Source organism: Pseudomonas karstica, from assembly GCF_009707515.1.
In the GTDB taxonomy this organism is placed as follows: Bacteria; Pseudomonadota; Gammaproteobacteria; order Pseudomonadales; family Pseudomonadaceae; genus Aquipseudomonas; species Aquipseudomonas karstica.
Genome location: NZ_WLYI01000002.1, coordinates 20,453 through 35,878, shown reverse-complemented (window position 1 = coordinate 35,878; position 15,426 = coordinate 20,453). Strand labels below are relative to the sequence as shown.

Annotated in this window: 11 protein-coding genes; 2 read left to right on the top strand and 9 right to left on the bottom strand. The window is 58.7% G+C overall.

Annotated features, from left to right (window positions below; genetic code table 11):
- Position 1: 1 nt before the first annotated feature.
- The 3 genes from GIR22_RS01625 to GIR22_RS01615 are packed head-to-tail and all read right to left on the bottom strand — an operon-like array spanning position 2 to position 3,310.
- Positions 2-802, bottom strand: coding sequence for an HpcH/HpaI aldolase family protein (locus GIR22_RS01625; RefSeq protein WP_154741604.1), 801 nt, complete (start codon positions 800-802; stop codon positions 2-4).
- 11 nt (positions 803-813) lie between these two features.
- Positions 814-1,998, bottom strand: a complete 1,185-nt coding sequence (gene rhmD, locus GIR22_RS01620) for an L-rhamnonate dehydratase (protein ID WP_154741603.1) — start codon at positions 1,996-1,998, stop codon at positions 814-816.
- 16 nt (positions 1,999-2,014) lie between these two features.
- Positions 2,015-3,310 (bottom strand): MFS transporter, encoded by a 1,296-nt coding sequence (locus tag GIR22_RS01615; RefSeq protein ID WP_154741602.1) that lies wholly within the window; start codon positions 3,308-3,310, stop codon positions 2,015-2,017.
- Positions 3,311-3,425: 115 nt separating this feature from the next.
- On the opposite strand from GIR22_RS01615, the gene GIR22_RS01610 reads away from it, so the two are divergent.
- Positions 3,426-4,367, top strand: a complete 942-nt coding sequence (locus GIR22_RS01610) for a LysR family transcriptional regulator (RefSeq protein ID WP_154741601.1) — start codon at positions 3,426-3,428, stop codon at positions 4,365-4,367.
- Between the two features lie 262 nt (positions 4,368-4,629).
- Positions 4,630-8,988 carry a hypothetical protein gene (locus tag GIR22_RS01605; RefSeq protein ID WP_246207735.1) on the top strand — a complete coding sequence of 1,453 codons (4,359 nt, stop codon included), beginning with the start codon at positions 4,630-4,632 and terminating at the stop codon, positions 8,986-8,988.
- A gap of 105 nt (positions 8,989-9,093) precedes the next feature.
- Here the strand turns inward: GIR22_RS01605 and GIR22_RS01600 are convergent, their stop codons facing one another.
- The 6 genes from GIR22_RS01600 to GIR22_RS01575 all read right to left on the bottom strand — a co-directional run bounded on the left by GIR22_RS01600 (position 9,094) and on the right by GIR22_RS01575 (position 15,321).
- A complete protein-coding gene (locus GIR22_RS01600) occupies positions 9,094-10,242 on the bottom strand; it encodes a MalY/PatB family protein (RefSeq protein ID WP_154741600.1) in 1,149 nt (382 codons plus the stop codon).
- Positions 10,243-10,405: 163 nt separating this feature from the next.
- Positions 10,406-11,716 carry an MFS transporter gene (locus tag GIR22_RS01595; protein WP_154741599.1) on the bottom strand — a complete coding sequence of 437 codons (1,311 nt, stop codon included), beginning with the start codon at positions 11,714-11,716 and terminating at the stop codon, positions 10,406-10,408.
- 256 nt (positions 11,717-11,972) lie between these two features.
- Positions 11,973-12,605, bottom strand: a complete 633-nt coding sequence (locus tag GIR22_RS01590) for an N-carbamoylsarcosine amidohydrolase (RefSeq protein WP_154741598.1) — start codon at positions 12,603-12,605, stop codon at positions 11,973-11,975.
- An 11-nt stretch (positions 12,606-12,616) separates the two neighbouring features.
- On the bottom strand, positions 12,617-13,369 hold the full coding sequence (locus GIR22_RS01585) for a maleate cis-trans isomerase family protein (protein ID WP_154741597.1): 753 nt from the start codon (positions 13,367-13,369) through the stop codon (positions 12,617-12,619).
- A gap of 15 nt (positions 13,370-13,384) precedes the next feature.
- The gene (locus tag GIR22_RS01580; protein WP_178122035.1) at positions 13,385-14,191 is read right to left on the bottom strand and encodes an alpha/beta fold hydrolase; all 807 of its coding nucleotides are present in this window, start codon (positions 14,189-14,191) and stop codon (positions 13,385-13,387) included.
- Entirely contained in the window at positions 14,188-15,321 is a 1,134-nt protein-coding gene (locus GIR22_RS01575) for an FAD-dependent monooxygenase (protein ID WP_154741596.1), read from the bottom strand. The genes GIR22_RS01580 and GIR22_RS01575 overlap by 4 nt, the downstream gene beginning before the upstream one ends.
- Positions 15,322-15,426 lie beyond the last annotated feature (105 nt).

Genomic DNA, 15,426 nt, shown 5'->3' with positions numbered 1-15,426 from the left:
CTCAGTAAGTACGCGACGGCGCTTTTGCGTCTGCGACGGGGCGATAGCGGGCGAGGGTGGCAAGGGCGCTCTGGCGCAGCAGGCTGATGTCGATGGCCACCGCGATAAAGCGGCAACCCCAGGCCTGGTAACGGCGGGCGTCTTCTTCGTTGGGCGCGAGAATGCCGCTGACTTTGCCGGCGGCAAGGGTGGCGTCCACCGCGTGCTTGATGCGTTCCTGTACTTCGGGGTGGCCCGGGTTGCCGGCGTGGCCCAGTCCGATGGACAAGTCCGCAGGGCCGATAAACACCGCATCCACGCCGTCCACGGCGGCAATCGCCTCGACGTTTTCCACCCCCAGCCGCGACTCCACCTGCACGATCAGGCACAGCTGCTCATGGGCGGTTTGCAGGTAGTCCGCCACGCCGTCCCAACGGGTGGCGCGGGTCAAGCCACCGCCGACGCCACGGATGCCATGGGGCGGATAACGCATGGCGCGCACCAGGGCCTGGGCCTGTTCAGCGGTTTCGACCATGGGGATCATCAACGTCTGGGCGCCGACATCGAGCAGTTGCTTGATCAGGTTGGCGTCACCACTCACCGCACGCACCACCGGCGCGGTTCCATAGGGTGCAACAGCCTGCAGCTGGTTGAGCACACTGGGCACTGTGTTGGGCGCGTGTTCGCCATCGATCAGCATCCAGTCGTAGCCGATGCTGGCGACGATTTCTGCGCCGTAGGCCGTGGCGAAGCCGGCCCAGATGCCGTACTGGGTAGCGTCCTGGGCGAGAGCGGTCTTGAAGCCGTTTTGAGGCATGTTCATGGCAGTCTTCCTCAGCGATTGTACGGGCGATGCAGCTGGCAATCCGGGTTCAGGTCAACCCCAAACCCTGGCTTGTCCAGTACCGAAAGGCGCATGCGGCCATTGACCGGCACGGGTTCACCCAGCAGTTGCGGGTGGAACATCGGCACTACTTCATCTGCCTTGGGCGCCATCATCAGGAATTCGGCGAATGGGCTGTTATGACGGGTGGCGACGAAGTGGTAGCTGTAGACCGACGATCCATGAGGCACCACCAGAGTGTTGTGGGCATCGGCCAGGGCGGAGATTTTCACCAGCTCGGTCATGCCGCCGCACCAGCCGACATCGGGTTGGATAATGTCGCAGCAGCCCATTTCCAGCAGCATGCGAAAGCCCCAGCGGGTGGCTTCGTGCTCGCCGGTGGTGACCAGCATGCCCTTGGGTACGTTGTTGCGCAGTGCCGCGTAGCCCCAGTAATCATCAGGCGACAGGGCTTCCTCGATCCATTTCAAGCCGTACTCATGGGCACCGATGGCCAGTTTGGTGGCGTAGTTGAGGTCCAGGCTCATCCAGCAGTCGAGCATCAGCCAGAAGTCCGGGCCGACGCGTTCGCGCATGGTCGCCAGCTCTTCCAGGTTCTTGCGCAGGCCTTCTTCACCTTCGCTCGGGCCGTGGTGCAGGGGCATCTTGCCGCCGATAAAACCCATTTTCTGCGCCAGGTCCGGGCGGGCGCCCGTGGCGTAGAACTGCAACTCGTCACGCACTGCGCCGCCGAGCAACTGATGCACCGGTTCCTGGCGGATCTTGCCGAGCAAGTCCCACAGCGCCAGGTCGACCCCGGAAATGGTGTTGATCACCAGGCCCTTGCGCCCGTAGTAGAGGGTGGACTGGTACATCTGGTCCCAGATCTTTTCAATATCGGTGACACGGGCGCCTTCCAGGAACCGCGCCAGGTGTTTTTCGACGATATAAGCGGCTGGCTCACCGCCGGTGGTCACGGCGAAACCCACCGTGCCATCGCTGGCCTCAATCTCCACCACCAGGGTACCGAGCACGTTGATGCCGAAGCTGCGGCGGCTCTGGCGATACTCCGGGTATTTGCTCATTGGCGTGCTGATGTGATCGTCGATCCAGTGGCCATCCGCCTGGTCGTGGTAATCCGCGCCGCCGCCGCGCAGCACAAAGGCGCGGACGTGCTTGATGGTGATGTTGCCCATGGTGTGACTCCTTGATTTAAACAGTGGCTGGCGTGTTCGTCGGTTTTTGCCCAGGTAAATGAATACCCAGTACCAGCAACGCCGCGAGTACGGTGGTGGCGGACAGCAGGTAAAGACCGGCCGCCGGGGAGTGGAAGGCGGTTTCGGCCCAGTTCTTCAGCACCGGTGCGATAAACCCGCCCAGGGCGCCGAAGGAATTGATCAGGGCGATGCCGGCCGCTGCGGCGCTGCCGGCCAGGTAGCTGGACGGAAAGGTCCAGAACACCGGTTGCACGGCGATAAAACCCGAGGCGGCGAAACACAGGGCGAGCATGCCCAGCAGCGGATTGGCGAAGGTCACCGAGCAGGCAATACCGACGGCGGCCATCAGCAGGGTCAGCGAAGCTGTGCGACGGCGTTCGCCGGTGCGGTCGCAGTAACCGGGGATCCACCAGGCGGCGACCAGTGCGCAGACCCAGGGAATGGCCGACACCAGCCCGACCGTCAACCCGACCTTGGTGCCCAGCAACCCACTGACTTGGGTCGGCAGGTAAAACACCACGCCGTAGACACTGGCCTGGATCAGTAGATAAACCAGGCACAGGTACAGTATCGAGGGTTGGCACAGCACGTTGAGCAAGCTGCGGCCATGGGAGGACTTGTGGCTGTCTTCAAGGTCCAGGATGCCTTGCACCTGGTCACGCTCTTGCTGGGTCAGCCATTTCGCGTCGCTGGGGCGGTTGTCCAGATACCAATAGGCCCAGATACCGACGGCGCTGGCCATCAAGCCTTCCACGGCGAACAGCCATTGCCAGCCATGTACACCGGCAAAGCCATCCATCTCCAGCAACAGGCCGGACAGCGGGCTGCCGAAGATAAACGCCAGTGGCGCGCCGAAGTAGAAGAATCCCATGGCCTTGCCGCGTGTGGCCGAAGGGAACCAGTAAGTCAGATAGAGGATGACCCCGGGGAAGAACCCGGCTTCAGCCACCCCCAGTAAAAAGCGCAGTACGTAGAAGCTGGTTTCGTTATGGGCAAAGACCATGGCGGCAGATACCAGGCCCCAACTGACCATGATCCGACACATCCACAGGCGGGCACCGACCCGGTGCAGGATCAGGTTGCTTGGCACCTCCAGCAGTGCATAACCGACGAAAAACACTCCGGCGCCAAAGGCGAAAGCGGCGTCACTCAGGCCGGTGTCAGCCTGGAAGGCTTGTTTGGCGAACCCGACATTGGCGCGGTCGAGGAAGGCCATGATGTACATCAGCAGCAGGAAGGGCAGCAGCCGCCAGGAAATCTTGGCGAGCAGGGGGGCGGGCAGGGTTTTCATGATTGAGTCCGATGTTTGTTCTTATGGGAAGGACTGTACGGCTGCCGAGCAATACGCTACAAATCGAATCTCGCTTACAAGCGATAACCTGAAGGTATCGTTACCAAGGAATAAAATGAGCAGTCCAATCATCTCCCGCAGCCTGTTCAACCGCTTGCGCTACAAGCATCTGCACATGCTGGTGGCACTCAGCTCCAGCCAGAACCTGCACCGTGCGTCCCAGGCCTTGAACATGTCGCAACCGGCGGCCACCCGCATGCTGCGGGAGATCGAGGACATGTTCGGTTGTGATCTGTTCGAGCGCTTGCCCCGAGGCATGCGCCCCACGGCCCTGGGCAAGGAGTTGATTCGTTTCGCCGAATCAGCCTTGAGCGGCCTTGATCGTTGCGCCGAGGACTTGATGGCGCGACAGCAGGGCGGTTATGGCTATTTGTCGATCGGGACCATCATGGGCGCGGCACCGGATCTGGTGATGGACTCCATCGCCCAGATCAAGGCACTCAACCCACAACTGCGGATTCGCATCATGGGCGACACCAGCGATCAGGTGATCCAACTGCTGGAGCAGGGCCGAATCGACCTGGCCATCGCCCGTCGCAACGCCGCCACCGACAGCGAGCATTACACCTTCGACCCTCTGGGCAATGAGCGTTTGCTGGTGGTGGTGCATGCCGGGCATCCCCTGGCCCAGCGTCATGACCTGCCACTGGCTGAGCTGGTCAGCGACTGGCCGTGGATTTTGCAGCCGGAAACCAGCCCGGCGCGCATCGGCTTCGATCAGGCCTTGCAACACTTGGCCTTGCCACCACCGGCAGACATCATCGAATGCAGTTCGGTGTACTCCATGCAACAACTGATTCAACTGACCGACGCCATCATGGTCCTGTCGGAAAGCGCTCTGCGTGACTACCTGAAGATGGGGCTGGTGATAGCACTGCCGGTGCAATTGGACGTTCAACTGGCTCCATTTGGGATGCTGCTGCGCAAAGGTGAGCCGGTGAGCCGCGAACTGGGGTTGTTTATCGATTTGTTGAAGAAAAAATCCGCAATGCTCTAAGACGCAAACTGACCAAGAAGAGCCTGGGGCGCATCTGGGGCCGGTGGGCAAGTGGGGCTTTGCTTGTCGACGTCACTTTGATCGCCAGCCTGTTCTAGGACCCAAACCTCAACAACGGCCTGGAATAGTCTAATAATGAACATTACGGGCGCTGGCAGATAAGTCTGATAGTTTATCTTTTCGCTTCGTTGATACGTTCACCGCCTAAGGAACTTACTGATCAGGGATGTGGAGACTGAAATCTTGTATGGCGGGTGTATTCATGAATCTCACTACTTCTTCGACCGCAGCGTTGCTTTTCCCCCCTTCCAATGTGCCTGCCCGTGACACGCTCACCTCGTCCCAGGAACAACAAAATGCATCAACGCCTGGCCGTACACGCAGGGATACACAGGTGGCACAGGTTCATGACGGTGATCCTCCTCTCGTCGTTATACCGGATGACGAAGTTCCCGATAATTTTCAACACAAAGTGATTCAGGCCAAACATGGGTCAGAAGGCAGCACTTACTTGAAAGGCTATAACACACCATCCTCTGTACAACTGCCTGGTTATTCTACATCTATGAGCAACTTGGAACTCATGAGGCTTGCGTTGGATCGCAGCCTTAGTCCAGATCAGTTGGGTGCGTTGCAGCGGTTGATGGAGCAGCGTGTTATCAAGGGAACTCAAAACAGTGTGAGTTTATTCACGAAAGTGATATCGGGTAACGGCGTGAAGGTGACGCCAATGGCCCAAAGTTTCTATCTTTCCTTGATCAACCAAACGTTCGGAGGAGAATGCGCAGGGGTCTCACACCTCCTGTCGTTGGCCACTGCCGAGGGTAAGCAGCAAACGTTCATGGGTAACATCTACCTGGCGGCTGTCGATCCAGAATCTCCGGAGTCCCAGGCGTTTTTTCAAAAACTTGCCCAGGTTCATGGCCATGTCAAAGACCGTAACGTCGCACATGACCCTGCCACCAAGAGGACTGCCGCCTTTACCACCATCGCGCCAGAACTCATTAACTCACCTACGAGCAAAACACTGTTGATCAGCAGTGAGGGGCATCGCCTTTCAGCAGGTGTGATCGTCGGCCCTGAGGGTAAACGAACGTATTACTACAGCGACCCGAACATCGGTCTTGTTGAGTTTTCTTCTGCCAAAGCCTTCGAGCAAGGATTGAAAAAAATATTTACCAGTCCCGAACTGAAGTATCTGACTAATCCTATTGTGGATGGCTCTGGCGAGCCTAAATACATAATCAGTGTGTTTAATAAAAACCTCATTCCTGAAGTTTCTGGCGACTCCAACGACGTAAAGTTCATGTATGACGCCCCCTTGAGTGGGCTCGATACCGTCAAGGTGATTGATGCTTCCCGACTGCCGACGTCAGATGAGTTTCGTCGTCAGACCACACCCCCCGAAAAGGCGCAAGTAGCGGATTATGATCAGGTGTCTGAGGGGCTGAAAAAACTGCATGCATCCAAAGGAATGCCGCAGTTTCACGAAACGGTGGCCGCATTGGCCTCAGTCAGAAACTTCATGGCAAACCATCCAAATGCCCCCTCTATGTCGGCCATGAAGGCACTTGAGCAAAAGTTGACGGGTGCGATCAATGAGGCCAAGGCTCCCGTTAATTATCCCTATGCCTTCGAGCGTATGGAGCAGGAGAGTGTAAGGCAGGCCGAGAGAAAAGTCGGTTTACCGACAGACTTCAAGTCCCAGGTCATGCATGGGACGACAGTTGATATAAAAAGTAATGGCAAAAACGACCCGAAAAGATCCGTGCTTGTGGCCGATGCCGTCAACGAAGTGCTGCGCAAACTCTCACAGAGTGACCCGGCCACCGCAGAGGCGGTGGGCAAGAAGCTCAAGGTGATTATCGCCAACCCTGGCGATCAACCGGAATCGCAGCTGCGTTTAGGCAAACCTCCTACCCTGGTAATAGGTGACGATTTTTTCGCTCCTCCCTCCGCGAGTGACAACACTGTCGCTGATCGAGTTGGCTCCCAGGCGCAGGCCAATGGCGGTGACCCCACAGCCCAAAAGCAAGCCGCGTTGATCGCCGGCAAGCTGGGGATGGCGGGTTACTACAAGGATAAACCCAAAGAATTCCTGACGGCGGCTAATAACAGTGAACCGTTTCGCGACGTCGGTAATAAACTCAGCCAACGCGCATCCAGAAGCTCCCGTGATTTTGTGGAGGAAGCCTTCACCGCGCGTCTCTACGATGGAAAACTCGACAGTCAAACCGATGCCTCATTAAAAAGAATTTTCTCTTCTGCGGGAGATGCCCCGGCCACTGTTGCGGTGACGCCACCGACAATTGAAGTGGCACGGATTGACGAAGCGCAAGTGCGGCGCCTGCAAAAACTGGATGAAACCCGCCCTCCTATACGGATCGGCGAGATGGACGTCAGCCGTGTCGAACTCTACAAAATGGGTGGCAGTCTCGATGGCAAGCCGATTGAAGACGCGCTGGCAAGTGATACGGAGGGTCGCAAGCTGGTCGGCAAGCTGCAGATCGACTACACCCGCTTTGCGGCTTATCTCAAATCGCAGCCGGGTGACGTTGGTGATCGTGTAGCCAATGTGCTCGGTGAGATCGCCTCGCTCCGCGACCCCGCTTCTGCACCGCTGATCCACAGGGGCGACGGCTCGCCGATCGCTGAGTCGCTGCAAAAGAATCTGCGTGAACTACCCCAGCACTATGCTGCGGCAAAGGCACTGGAAAGCAGCAAAAAGCCGTTACCTGCAGATTTTTTCTCCCCGCAAACACCTGGCAAGGGGGGCGCGACAAAAAAAGCAGGGCTTGGGTTTCAAGCCTTCAGCACATTCCAGGGGCTGCGTAGTTCCATAGAGAGTTTCCAGAAAGGCGATACAACGGCGGGAGTCATAGCTCTGGGTGCTACGGCGTCTGACTATGTTGGGATGGGGGTTGAGGCAGGCCTCAATAAAGCGGCACAGAAAACCATCAGCAGCAAAGCCCCAAGCATGTTTGCATTCAAAAACTCCAGCATCGGCAAGCTCATTGGAAAAGCCGGCGGTGTTGCTGGCGCAGCAATCAGCGTTCCCTTCGATATCTACAATGCTGTCGACTCGTTTAAAAAAGCCGCCAACAGCAAAGGCAAAGAGGCCCAGGACCACTACGTAAACGGCGCGATTGCAGTGGCTAGCGCCACAACTTCACTCGCCCTGACCGCAGCGTTTATGGCCGGGGCGAGTGCCGCCGGACCGGCAGGGCTTGCGGTAGCGGTAGTGTTGATGGTCGGGCAGCAGATCTACAGCGCTGTGCGAACCGTGGAAGATATCAATGAGCACGTGCCGCTGACAGGTATGCAAAAATTCGATACTGGCCTCAGGGCGTTTCTGGGTTTCGAACCAGGGTTCGATGTGATGAAACCCTATCTGGAGGCCAAGTATGGCAAGGCGTACGAGGAAGACAGCAGGGCACGCTATAAGGAGTTCCTGGAGGGGCCCGGCAAACCTTTGTTTGAGCGAGTGGTGTTCGGGTCGACGGATGTGGAAGCCAAAATGGTTCCGGGAAAAGTTAGTCTTGTTTCCCCGCTCTGGTATTCACCTATTACTTGGCCGCTGAGCCTGATCAAAGTTCCTGGCGAGGTTCCAGCCGTTGAATCAAAAGGCGGTAACGACCATATTGCCGACCCCTACAAGTCATGGAATGGTAAGGAGGTCAAAACCGTAGAAGGCGTTCAGGGAGAAGGCAAGGCTACGTTCTGGGAACTGGGGGACGGTGATGATTGGGCGACGGGAGTTAAGGAAAAACCTAATTATTTTGTATTGGGGGGAGGTAAAAAAGGGGTCAATGGGGGCGATGCTGACGATACGGTTGTCATCAACGCCGATGCACGCCAGACACTGGAACAGGCGGAGCAAGTCTCGACCAGCGAAAAGGATGGTTTCAGTCCGCGACAGACCTCGCTGGATGGCGGTGGGGGCCGTAATACGCTGGCATTTTCCGGGACTTTAAGGACATCCTACAAGGAAGATGGAGAGGATAAACACGTCCAATATGCAGGGCATGTCATTAACTTCAAAACCAATACGGTCTCGGTAAAAACTGAAGCCTCCAATACAGAAGGCCTGAAGAAAATCGCGCACTTCCAGTCGTTTTCCAATGCGACTACGGTTGAGCGCGGTGAAAGCTTTATCCAGGGCAATGACGACAACAATCTGCTCACCCTCAATGGCAATAACGATGTGGCATTCACCGGTAAAGGCTCGAACGTTATTATTATTAATGGCGGTGCCGATGTCACGGGAGAGGGCGGGCCCAACACCTATATGGTCAATCAGGACTATAGGAGAGTGACCATCAATGACCCCGCCAGCAGTGTTGTGAAACTGGACTACTCTGCGGCGCAGGTCTCGGGTTGGGAGGCTTCGTTCGAGGGGGATTTGACCGTCACCCTGCAAGGCGAGTCCCTTCAGGAAAAAAGAACCCTTGTCATTAAAAATGCCTTTCCCAAAGACGCAAAGGACGACGATAGCGCGTTGCCAACGTTCATCACCAACGACGGCGTGTTGATGACTATCAGTGCCCCGCGCAAGGCCGGCATCCGTGTCCCACAGGTGAGCAGCCTGAAAGTGGAGACAGAGAAGCCCGAAGAAGCTTAAGTCATAACGCCAGTGCGGTTGCACTACCTCTGCCAGGCTACCAGAGGCTAATGTATTGCAACCGCAGCGTGTGTGTCGAAAGCGCCTTCTATGGCTCCAGTCGTTTCAGCGGCTTTGTAAGCTACGCTCCATACGCTGCAAGCCCTCTTCGAGCATCGACCTTGGGCAACCGAAGTTCAATCGCACGAATTGCTGGCTGTCATCGCCAAATTCAATCCCGGCGCTCAAGCCGACCTTGGCCTGCTCCAGGAAGAACCGCTGAGGGTCTTCCAGGCCCAGGGCGCTGCAATCGAGCCAAGCCAGGTAAGTACCTTGGGGTGCGTGCATCACGATGCCCGGCAGGCGGGTTTGTACGGCATCCAGCAAATAATCGCGGTTGGCTTGCAGGTACTTCACCAGCGCTTCCAGCCACGGCCCGCATTGGCTATAAGCTGCACGCGTGGCTTCCAGGCCCAGGGGGCTGACGCTGTCGACCATGCCGCAGCGAGCATTGTTGAAACGTTCGCGGATAACTGGATTCTGGATCACCGCAAAACAGGTTTTCAGCCCGGCGACGTTATACGCCTTGCTCGCCGACATCAGCGTGATGGTGCGCTGGGCGATCTCGGGGCTCAGGCTCGCCGTGGGGATATGCCGACGGTCGTCGAAGCACAGTTCGGCATGAATTTCATCGGAGATGATCAGCGCGCCCTGGTCCAGGCAGGCCGTGGCGACTGCCAGCAGCTCTTCCCGGGGAAACACCTTGCCTATCGGGTTGTGGGGGTTGCTCAGCAGGAACGCGCCTGCCCCCTTGAGAGCCTGATGCAAGGCGGGCAGAGGCGTGAGGTATTCACCTTCGGCGTTGAGTTGGAATGGCACCTCGATCTTCGGCAGGTTCCAGTTGCCCGGTGCCAGGCGCAGCGGGAGATAGTTAGGGGTTTGCAACACCACAGGTTGCCCCGGATGCACAAAGGCATGCAGCGCCATATTGAAGCCCGGCTCCACACCCGGCAGGAACAGCAATTCGTCAGGCTGCACACGCCAGGCGTACTTGGCCCACAAATCAGCCACGATGGCCTCGCGCACGTTGTCGCCAGCGACGCTGTAACCGAGGATTTGCTGGTCCAGGCGTGCATGCAGCGCCTCAAGGACCGTCGGCGGCGCGGCGATGTCCATGTCGGCAATCCACATTGGCAGCACGTCTTGCGGGTAGCGGCTCCACTTGGTACTGCCGGTGCCGAGGCGGGAGTGGATTTTGTCGAAATCAAAGCTCATAGGAGGCTCGTGTCAGAGGCTGGCAAGGAATGGCGCTGATTCTAGCGCCATCACGGTTACATGCCAGCGTTGATTGCCTCAGCCCGCACGCCAGAGGAATCTCACTGGCCAAGATTGCCTTTCCAGGCCGTTGCCAGGCTCGCCGTTTTTATCCCTGCACGGTCTAGCGGTTCACCAGTTTGGCCGGGAGGGCGATCACCAGGAAGCAACTGAGAATCAGGCAGCCGGCGAAAAACCACAGGGCCCCGCTACTGCTGCCCGTGACGTCGATCGCGACGCCCATCAGCGAGTTGCTTACCAACCCGGCGATGTTCGCCACTGAGCAGGCGAGGGCAAAGCCGGTTGCGGCAGCGGTACCTTTGAGAAAGGTAGCAGGCAGGCTGAAAAATACCGGCACGGCGCCAATGATCGCCGCCGAGGCAATCGCAAACAGGGCTACGGTGGCAACCACGTTATGGGTAAAGAAGGTGCTGCCGGCCATGGCCGCGGCGCCCACCAGGAACGGCACGATGATGTGCCAGCGGCGTTCGCGATGTTTATCGGAGCTGGCGCCGATCAGCAGCATGCCCAGCAGCGCAGCGACGCTGGGTAATGCAGTCAGCATCCCGATGTGGAAGGTGTCGGTGATCCCCGCGTTGCGGATAAAGGTCGGCATCCAGAAACCCATGGCGTAGGCGCTGAGCAGGATCGAGAAGTCGATGCCGCCGAGCATCCACACTTTCAGGTTAAAGAAACCATCGCGGAAGCTGTGTTTGCTGTCGGCACCGTCGGCGTCGTCCTTGCGCAGTTCGCTTTCCAGCAGGGTCTTTTCCTCGGGCGACAACCATTTTGCTTGTTGGTAGGTGTTGGGCAATGCCCAGAAGGTCAGCACACCGAGCAGTACGCTGGGCACGGCCTCGATCAGGAACAGCCATTGCCAGCCGCGCAGGCCACCCATATTGTCGAAGTGGCCCATGATCCAGCCGGACAGCGGACCGCCAATCACGCTGGACAGTGGCAGGCCGATCATGAACAGGGCAATGATCCTGCCCCGCCGATAGGTGGGAAACCAGGTGGTCAGGTAATACAGCACGCCCGGCAGAAACCCGGCCTCGGCGGCCCCGAGCAGGAAGCGCAGGATGTAGAACTGGGTGGTAGAGGTGACCAGCATGGTGCAGGCCGACAGCAGGCCCCAGGTGATCATGATCCGGGCGATCCAGATTTTTGCCCCGACCTTTTCCAGCACCAGGTTGCTCGGCACCTCGAAGATGATGTAGCCGACGAAGAACAGGCCGGCACCGAGGCCGAAGGCGGTTTCGCTGAACTGCAACTGGTCGAGCATCTGCAGTTTGGCGAAGCCGATATTGATCCGGTCCAGATAGGCGGCCAGGTAGCAGAAGCACAGGAAGGGAATCAGTTTCCAGGTGATCTTGTGGTAAAGCGTGTTGATCGGGTCGGCGACGGTGGTCGCCGGTGCTGCATTCGCAATGGGCATCGGGTGTCTCCTGGCGGTGACTTATGATTTTTATACAGCCGCTTTTTTCAGCACTTCGGAGTGCTGTACAAGCGACGTCCAAAGGCAGTGACAGAAGACTGAGGCATTAGCCTGTAGGAGCGAGCTTGCTCGCGAAAAGGGTATATCCGACGCCGCAATGGGCCTGGAATACTTTCGCGAGCAAGCTCGCTCCTACAAGGATTTCACTCCTCAGTTTTTCCAGACCGCGCTCTATGGCGCGGTTCCTCGTGAAGCCTTACTGCTCCCTGAACGTGCTCATCGCCTCCTGCTTGCTCACCACGTCGCCATACTTGCTGTCGATATCAAACAAGTTCGCTTCATGGGGCCCCGGGTGCCGGTCGCCGACGCATTCGCGCACGACGATGGTGCGAAAACCGTGTTGCACCGCATCCACTGCGGTAGCGCGAATGCAGCCGCTGGTGGAACAGCCGGCCAGCACCACGGTGTCGATTCCCTGGGCGTGCAGCATCGAGGCCAGGCTGCTGCCGAAAAATGCGCTGGCGTACTGTTTGCTGATCACAACTTCATCGTTGCGGGGCAGCACCTGGGGGCAAAACGCGGCCAGGGGATTGCCCTCGACCATGTCTTTCATCACCGGGGCCTTTTTCACCCAGACACCACCGTCGGCGAAGTGGCCGGGATGGTAACGGATATTGGTGTGCACCACCGCAATCCCGTGACGCCGTGCACAGTCCAGTAACTCGACGCTTTCAGCCACGGCACTGACCACGCCCGGGGCAAACAGCGGTGCGCCTTCGGTGGTGTAACCCTGCATGAAATCGATCATCAGCAACGCGGCTTTTTTGCCGAAGCCGATGCGATTGCCCCAAACGCCCTGGTAGTTGGCGTCGGCGGATTGTTCGCTCATTATGCGGCTCCTCAGTAAGCGCCAGACAGCAAGGCGCCGGCGCCGGGAACGATGGGCTCCAGGTCCAGGGCCTTGAGCATGGCGTAGGTGGTGGCGATGGCGGCGGTGAGTACAGGCAGGCCGGTTTGCGCTTCGACCTTGGCCACCACCGGCAGCGATTGCATCTGCACGCAGGCTGACAGGACGATAACGTCGACGCCTTCCAGGTTCATCCCGGCGACGATGGCCGGCAGGTTGGCGGGGTCGTGACGGGCTACGTCGAGGTTGTCGGGAATCTCCAGGGCGCGCCAATCCACCACTTCAAAGCCTTCTTCGCGGATGTAATCCACCACTAGTTCGGTCAGTGGTTTCATATATGGCGCAACAATGGCGATGCGCTTGGCACCCATCACTTTCAAACCTTCGATCAAGGCCCCGGCACTGGTGATGACCGGAGCGTTGCCGTCGTTATCGGCGGTGGCCTTGCGCAGGCGTTGTTCGGAGTTGCGGTGATAGCCCAGCCCCATGGCCATGATCGCCACCAGGCAGGCGTAGCCCAGCACGTCGACCTTGGCGTCCGACAATTCGACGGCGCAACGGTCGGACTCGCCGTCCATGGCCGCCAGTTCTTCCTTGCGCACTTGCTTCATGCGCATGCGGCTGGAGTGAAAGGTGAAACGTTCCGGACGGATCAACTGGCGCGCAGTGAGCATCGCCGGAATCTCGGTCTCCATGGTGGTATTGGAGCTCGGCACGATCTGGCCGATGCGGTAAGGCTTGAGCATGGTGGTCTCCGTTATTCAGTTCAGGCGTGGGCCAAGAAAGTCGTCGAGGGCGTGGAAGAAACCTTCCAGGTCGTCCCAGGGGATCATGTGGCCAGCGTTGGCGACATGGGCCACCTTGATGGCCGGTTGCAGCACCTGGATTTCGTCAATGTCCCGGGGCTCAATCACTCCGCCGCGCCCGGCCACGATCAACAGGGCAGGGGCCTTCAGATGGGGAAGGTCCTGGTGGAAATCGACGTCGTGAAAGTCAGTGAATGCCCGCACGATGGCGGGTTCATAGCAGGTGTGCAGCCACTCGGCCCGCAGTTGCAGTTGCTCATGGGTCCAGGTGGCGCAGAAGGCGCGCATCGCCTCGGCATCCATGCCCACCAGGGACTGGCGGATCGAGTCGACATACCAGGGCAACTTGCTTGGGTATTCACGACGGCCAGGGCCGGACACCGGTGGGTCGATCAGCACCACGCGGTTGACGCCTTGGGAATGACGCACCGCACTGCGCACGGCAAATCGCGCGCCCATGGAGTGGCCGACCAGATGATAGTTGTCGAGCTTCAAGGCGTCGGCGAAGGCGCCAATGTCATCGGCGCACGTGTCCGCGCTGTAGTCCAGCTCCGGGCCGGTGGAGGACAGGCCGCGACCACGCACGTCGAGCACATAGGTGTCGAAATGCGCACCCAGGCGCTCGGCGACGAACCCCCAGGTGATCGCCGGGCTGGTGATGCCGGGAATCAGGATCAGTGCCGGGCCTTCGCCGCCGTAGCGCAGGTAGTGCTGGCGAATGCCGTTGGCCTGGACGTTGCCGCCGTAGAGAAAGGTGCTCACGCCGCCACCCCCGATTTCAGTTCCTGGGCGTAGAGGTCATAGCCATAGACCCAAGCCGGGTCTTCCTGGGTTCGCAGCCAAGTGTTGGCGTTGGACACTGCCTGGACCCGGGAGGCACGCTCCTTGCGGTTGGCTTCATAAAGCTGAAAAGCCGTGTGGTAGTCGCTCAGGCCGACTTCCTGCAAGCAGCGGGTCAGCATTGCGGCGTCTTCGATAGCCATGCCGGCGCCCTGGGCCATATGCGGCTTCATCGGGTGGCATGCATCGCCCAGCAACACCAGGCGGCCACGGCTCCACAGCGGCAGCGGGTTACGGTTGCGCAGGGGCCACTTGGTCACGCTTTCGGTGGACTCGATAAGTGCTTGCACGGTGGGGTGGTAACCCTGGAACGCTTCGAACATCTCTTCGCGACTGCTATCGACAAAGGCGCCCTGGAAGTCCCATTCCGGATGTGGCACGCCGGTGACGTAGTAGTACTCATCGCGCTTGCCGGTGGTGTAGTAGACCATCATGTGGCGGTCTTCGGTCCACCACTTGATGCAGTCTTCAAAGTTCAGGTCGTACTTGGCGAGTTGATCACCACGGATCAGCGCACGGTGGGCGACCCAGCCGCTGTACAGCGGTTTTTCCGCGCCGAGCAGTTCTTCACGGATGCGCGAATTGATGCCGTCGGCGCCGATCACGATATCGGCATAGGTCACCTCGCCGTCGGCGAAGGTCAGGCGTACCTGGGTATCGGTTTCTTCCAGGGTTTCCAGGCGTTTGTTGAAGTGCACGGTACCGGGCTTGATGGTGGACATCTGCAGGGCGTGCAGGTCGCCTCGGTGCACGGTGATGTAGGAGGCGCCGTAATCCTTGAGTGGGATACGTGACAGGTAGTCGCCGGTCTGGCCGTCGCGGCTGAACCAGAAGTCGGGGTGCGAACCCATCAGGTCCAGCTGTTTTTCAATGCCCATGCGCCGGAAGATTTTCATGATGTTGGGCCCCATGTGGATCCCGGCGCCCAGGCGGGAAAACTCCGGCGCCTGCTCGTAGATGTCCACGTCGAATCCTGCTTGTTGCAGCAGGGTGGCGGCGGCGGCACCGCCCAGGCCGGCGCCGACGATTGCGATTTTTTGTGTACTTGGCATGGGGCATGGTCCTTTTGTTCGAATGATTCCGGCGGTGTCTGTCCGCAAGGTTTTTAAAGTGTATACGCTCATTTTTTGAAATGAAAAGCTTTCGTTCGAAAAAAT

Coding starts and splice junctions, on each gene's coding strand:
- GIR22_RS01605 (WP_246207735.1), top strand. CDS start 4,630: ATGAATCTCACTACTTCTTCGACCGCAGCGTTGCTTTTCCCCCCTTCC.
- GIR22_RS01615 (WP_154741602.1), bottom strand. CDS start 3,310: ATGAAAACCCTGCCCGCCCCCCTGCTCGCCAAGATTTCCTGGCGGCTG.
- GIR22_RS01585 (WP_154741597.1), bottom strand. CDS start 13,369: ATGCTCAAGCCTTACCGCATCGGCCAGATCGTGCCGAGCTCCAATACC.
- GIR22_RS01590 (WP_154741598.1), bottom strand. CDS start 12,605: ATGAGCGAACAATCCGCCGACGCCAACTACCAGGGCGTTTGGGGCAAT.
- GIR22_RS01625 (WP_154741604.1), bottom strand. CDS start 802: ATGAACATGCCTCAAAACGGCTTCAAGACCGCTCTCGCCCAGGACGCT.
- GIR22_RS01610 (WP_154741601.1), top strand. CDS start 3,426: ATGAGCAGTCCAATCATCTCCCGCAGCCTGTTCAACCGCTTGCGCTAC.
- GIR22_RS01595 (WP_154741599.1), bottom strand. CDS start 11,716: ATGCCCATTGCGAATGCAGCACCGGCGACCACCGTCGCCGACCCGATC.
- GIR22_RS01600 (WP_154741600.1), bottom strand. CDS start 10,242: ATGAGCTTTGATTTCGACAAAATCCACTCCCGCCTCGGCACCGGCAGT.
- rhmD (WP_154741603.1), bottom strand. CDS start 1,998: ATGGGCAACATCACCATCAAGCACGTCCGCGCCTTTGTGCTGCGCGGC.
- GIR22_RS01575 (WP_154741596.1), bottom strand. CDS start 15,321: ATGCCAAGTACACAAAAAATCGCAATCGTCGGCGCCGGCCTGGGCGGT.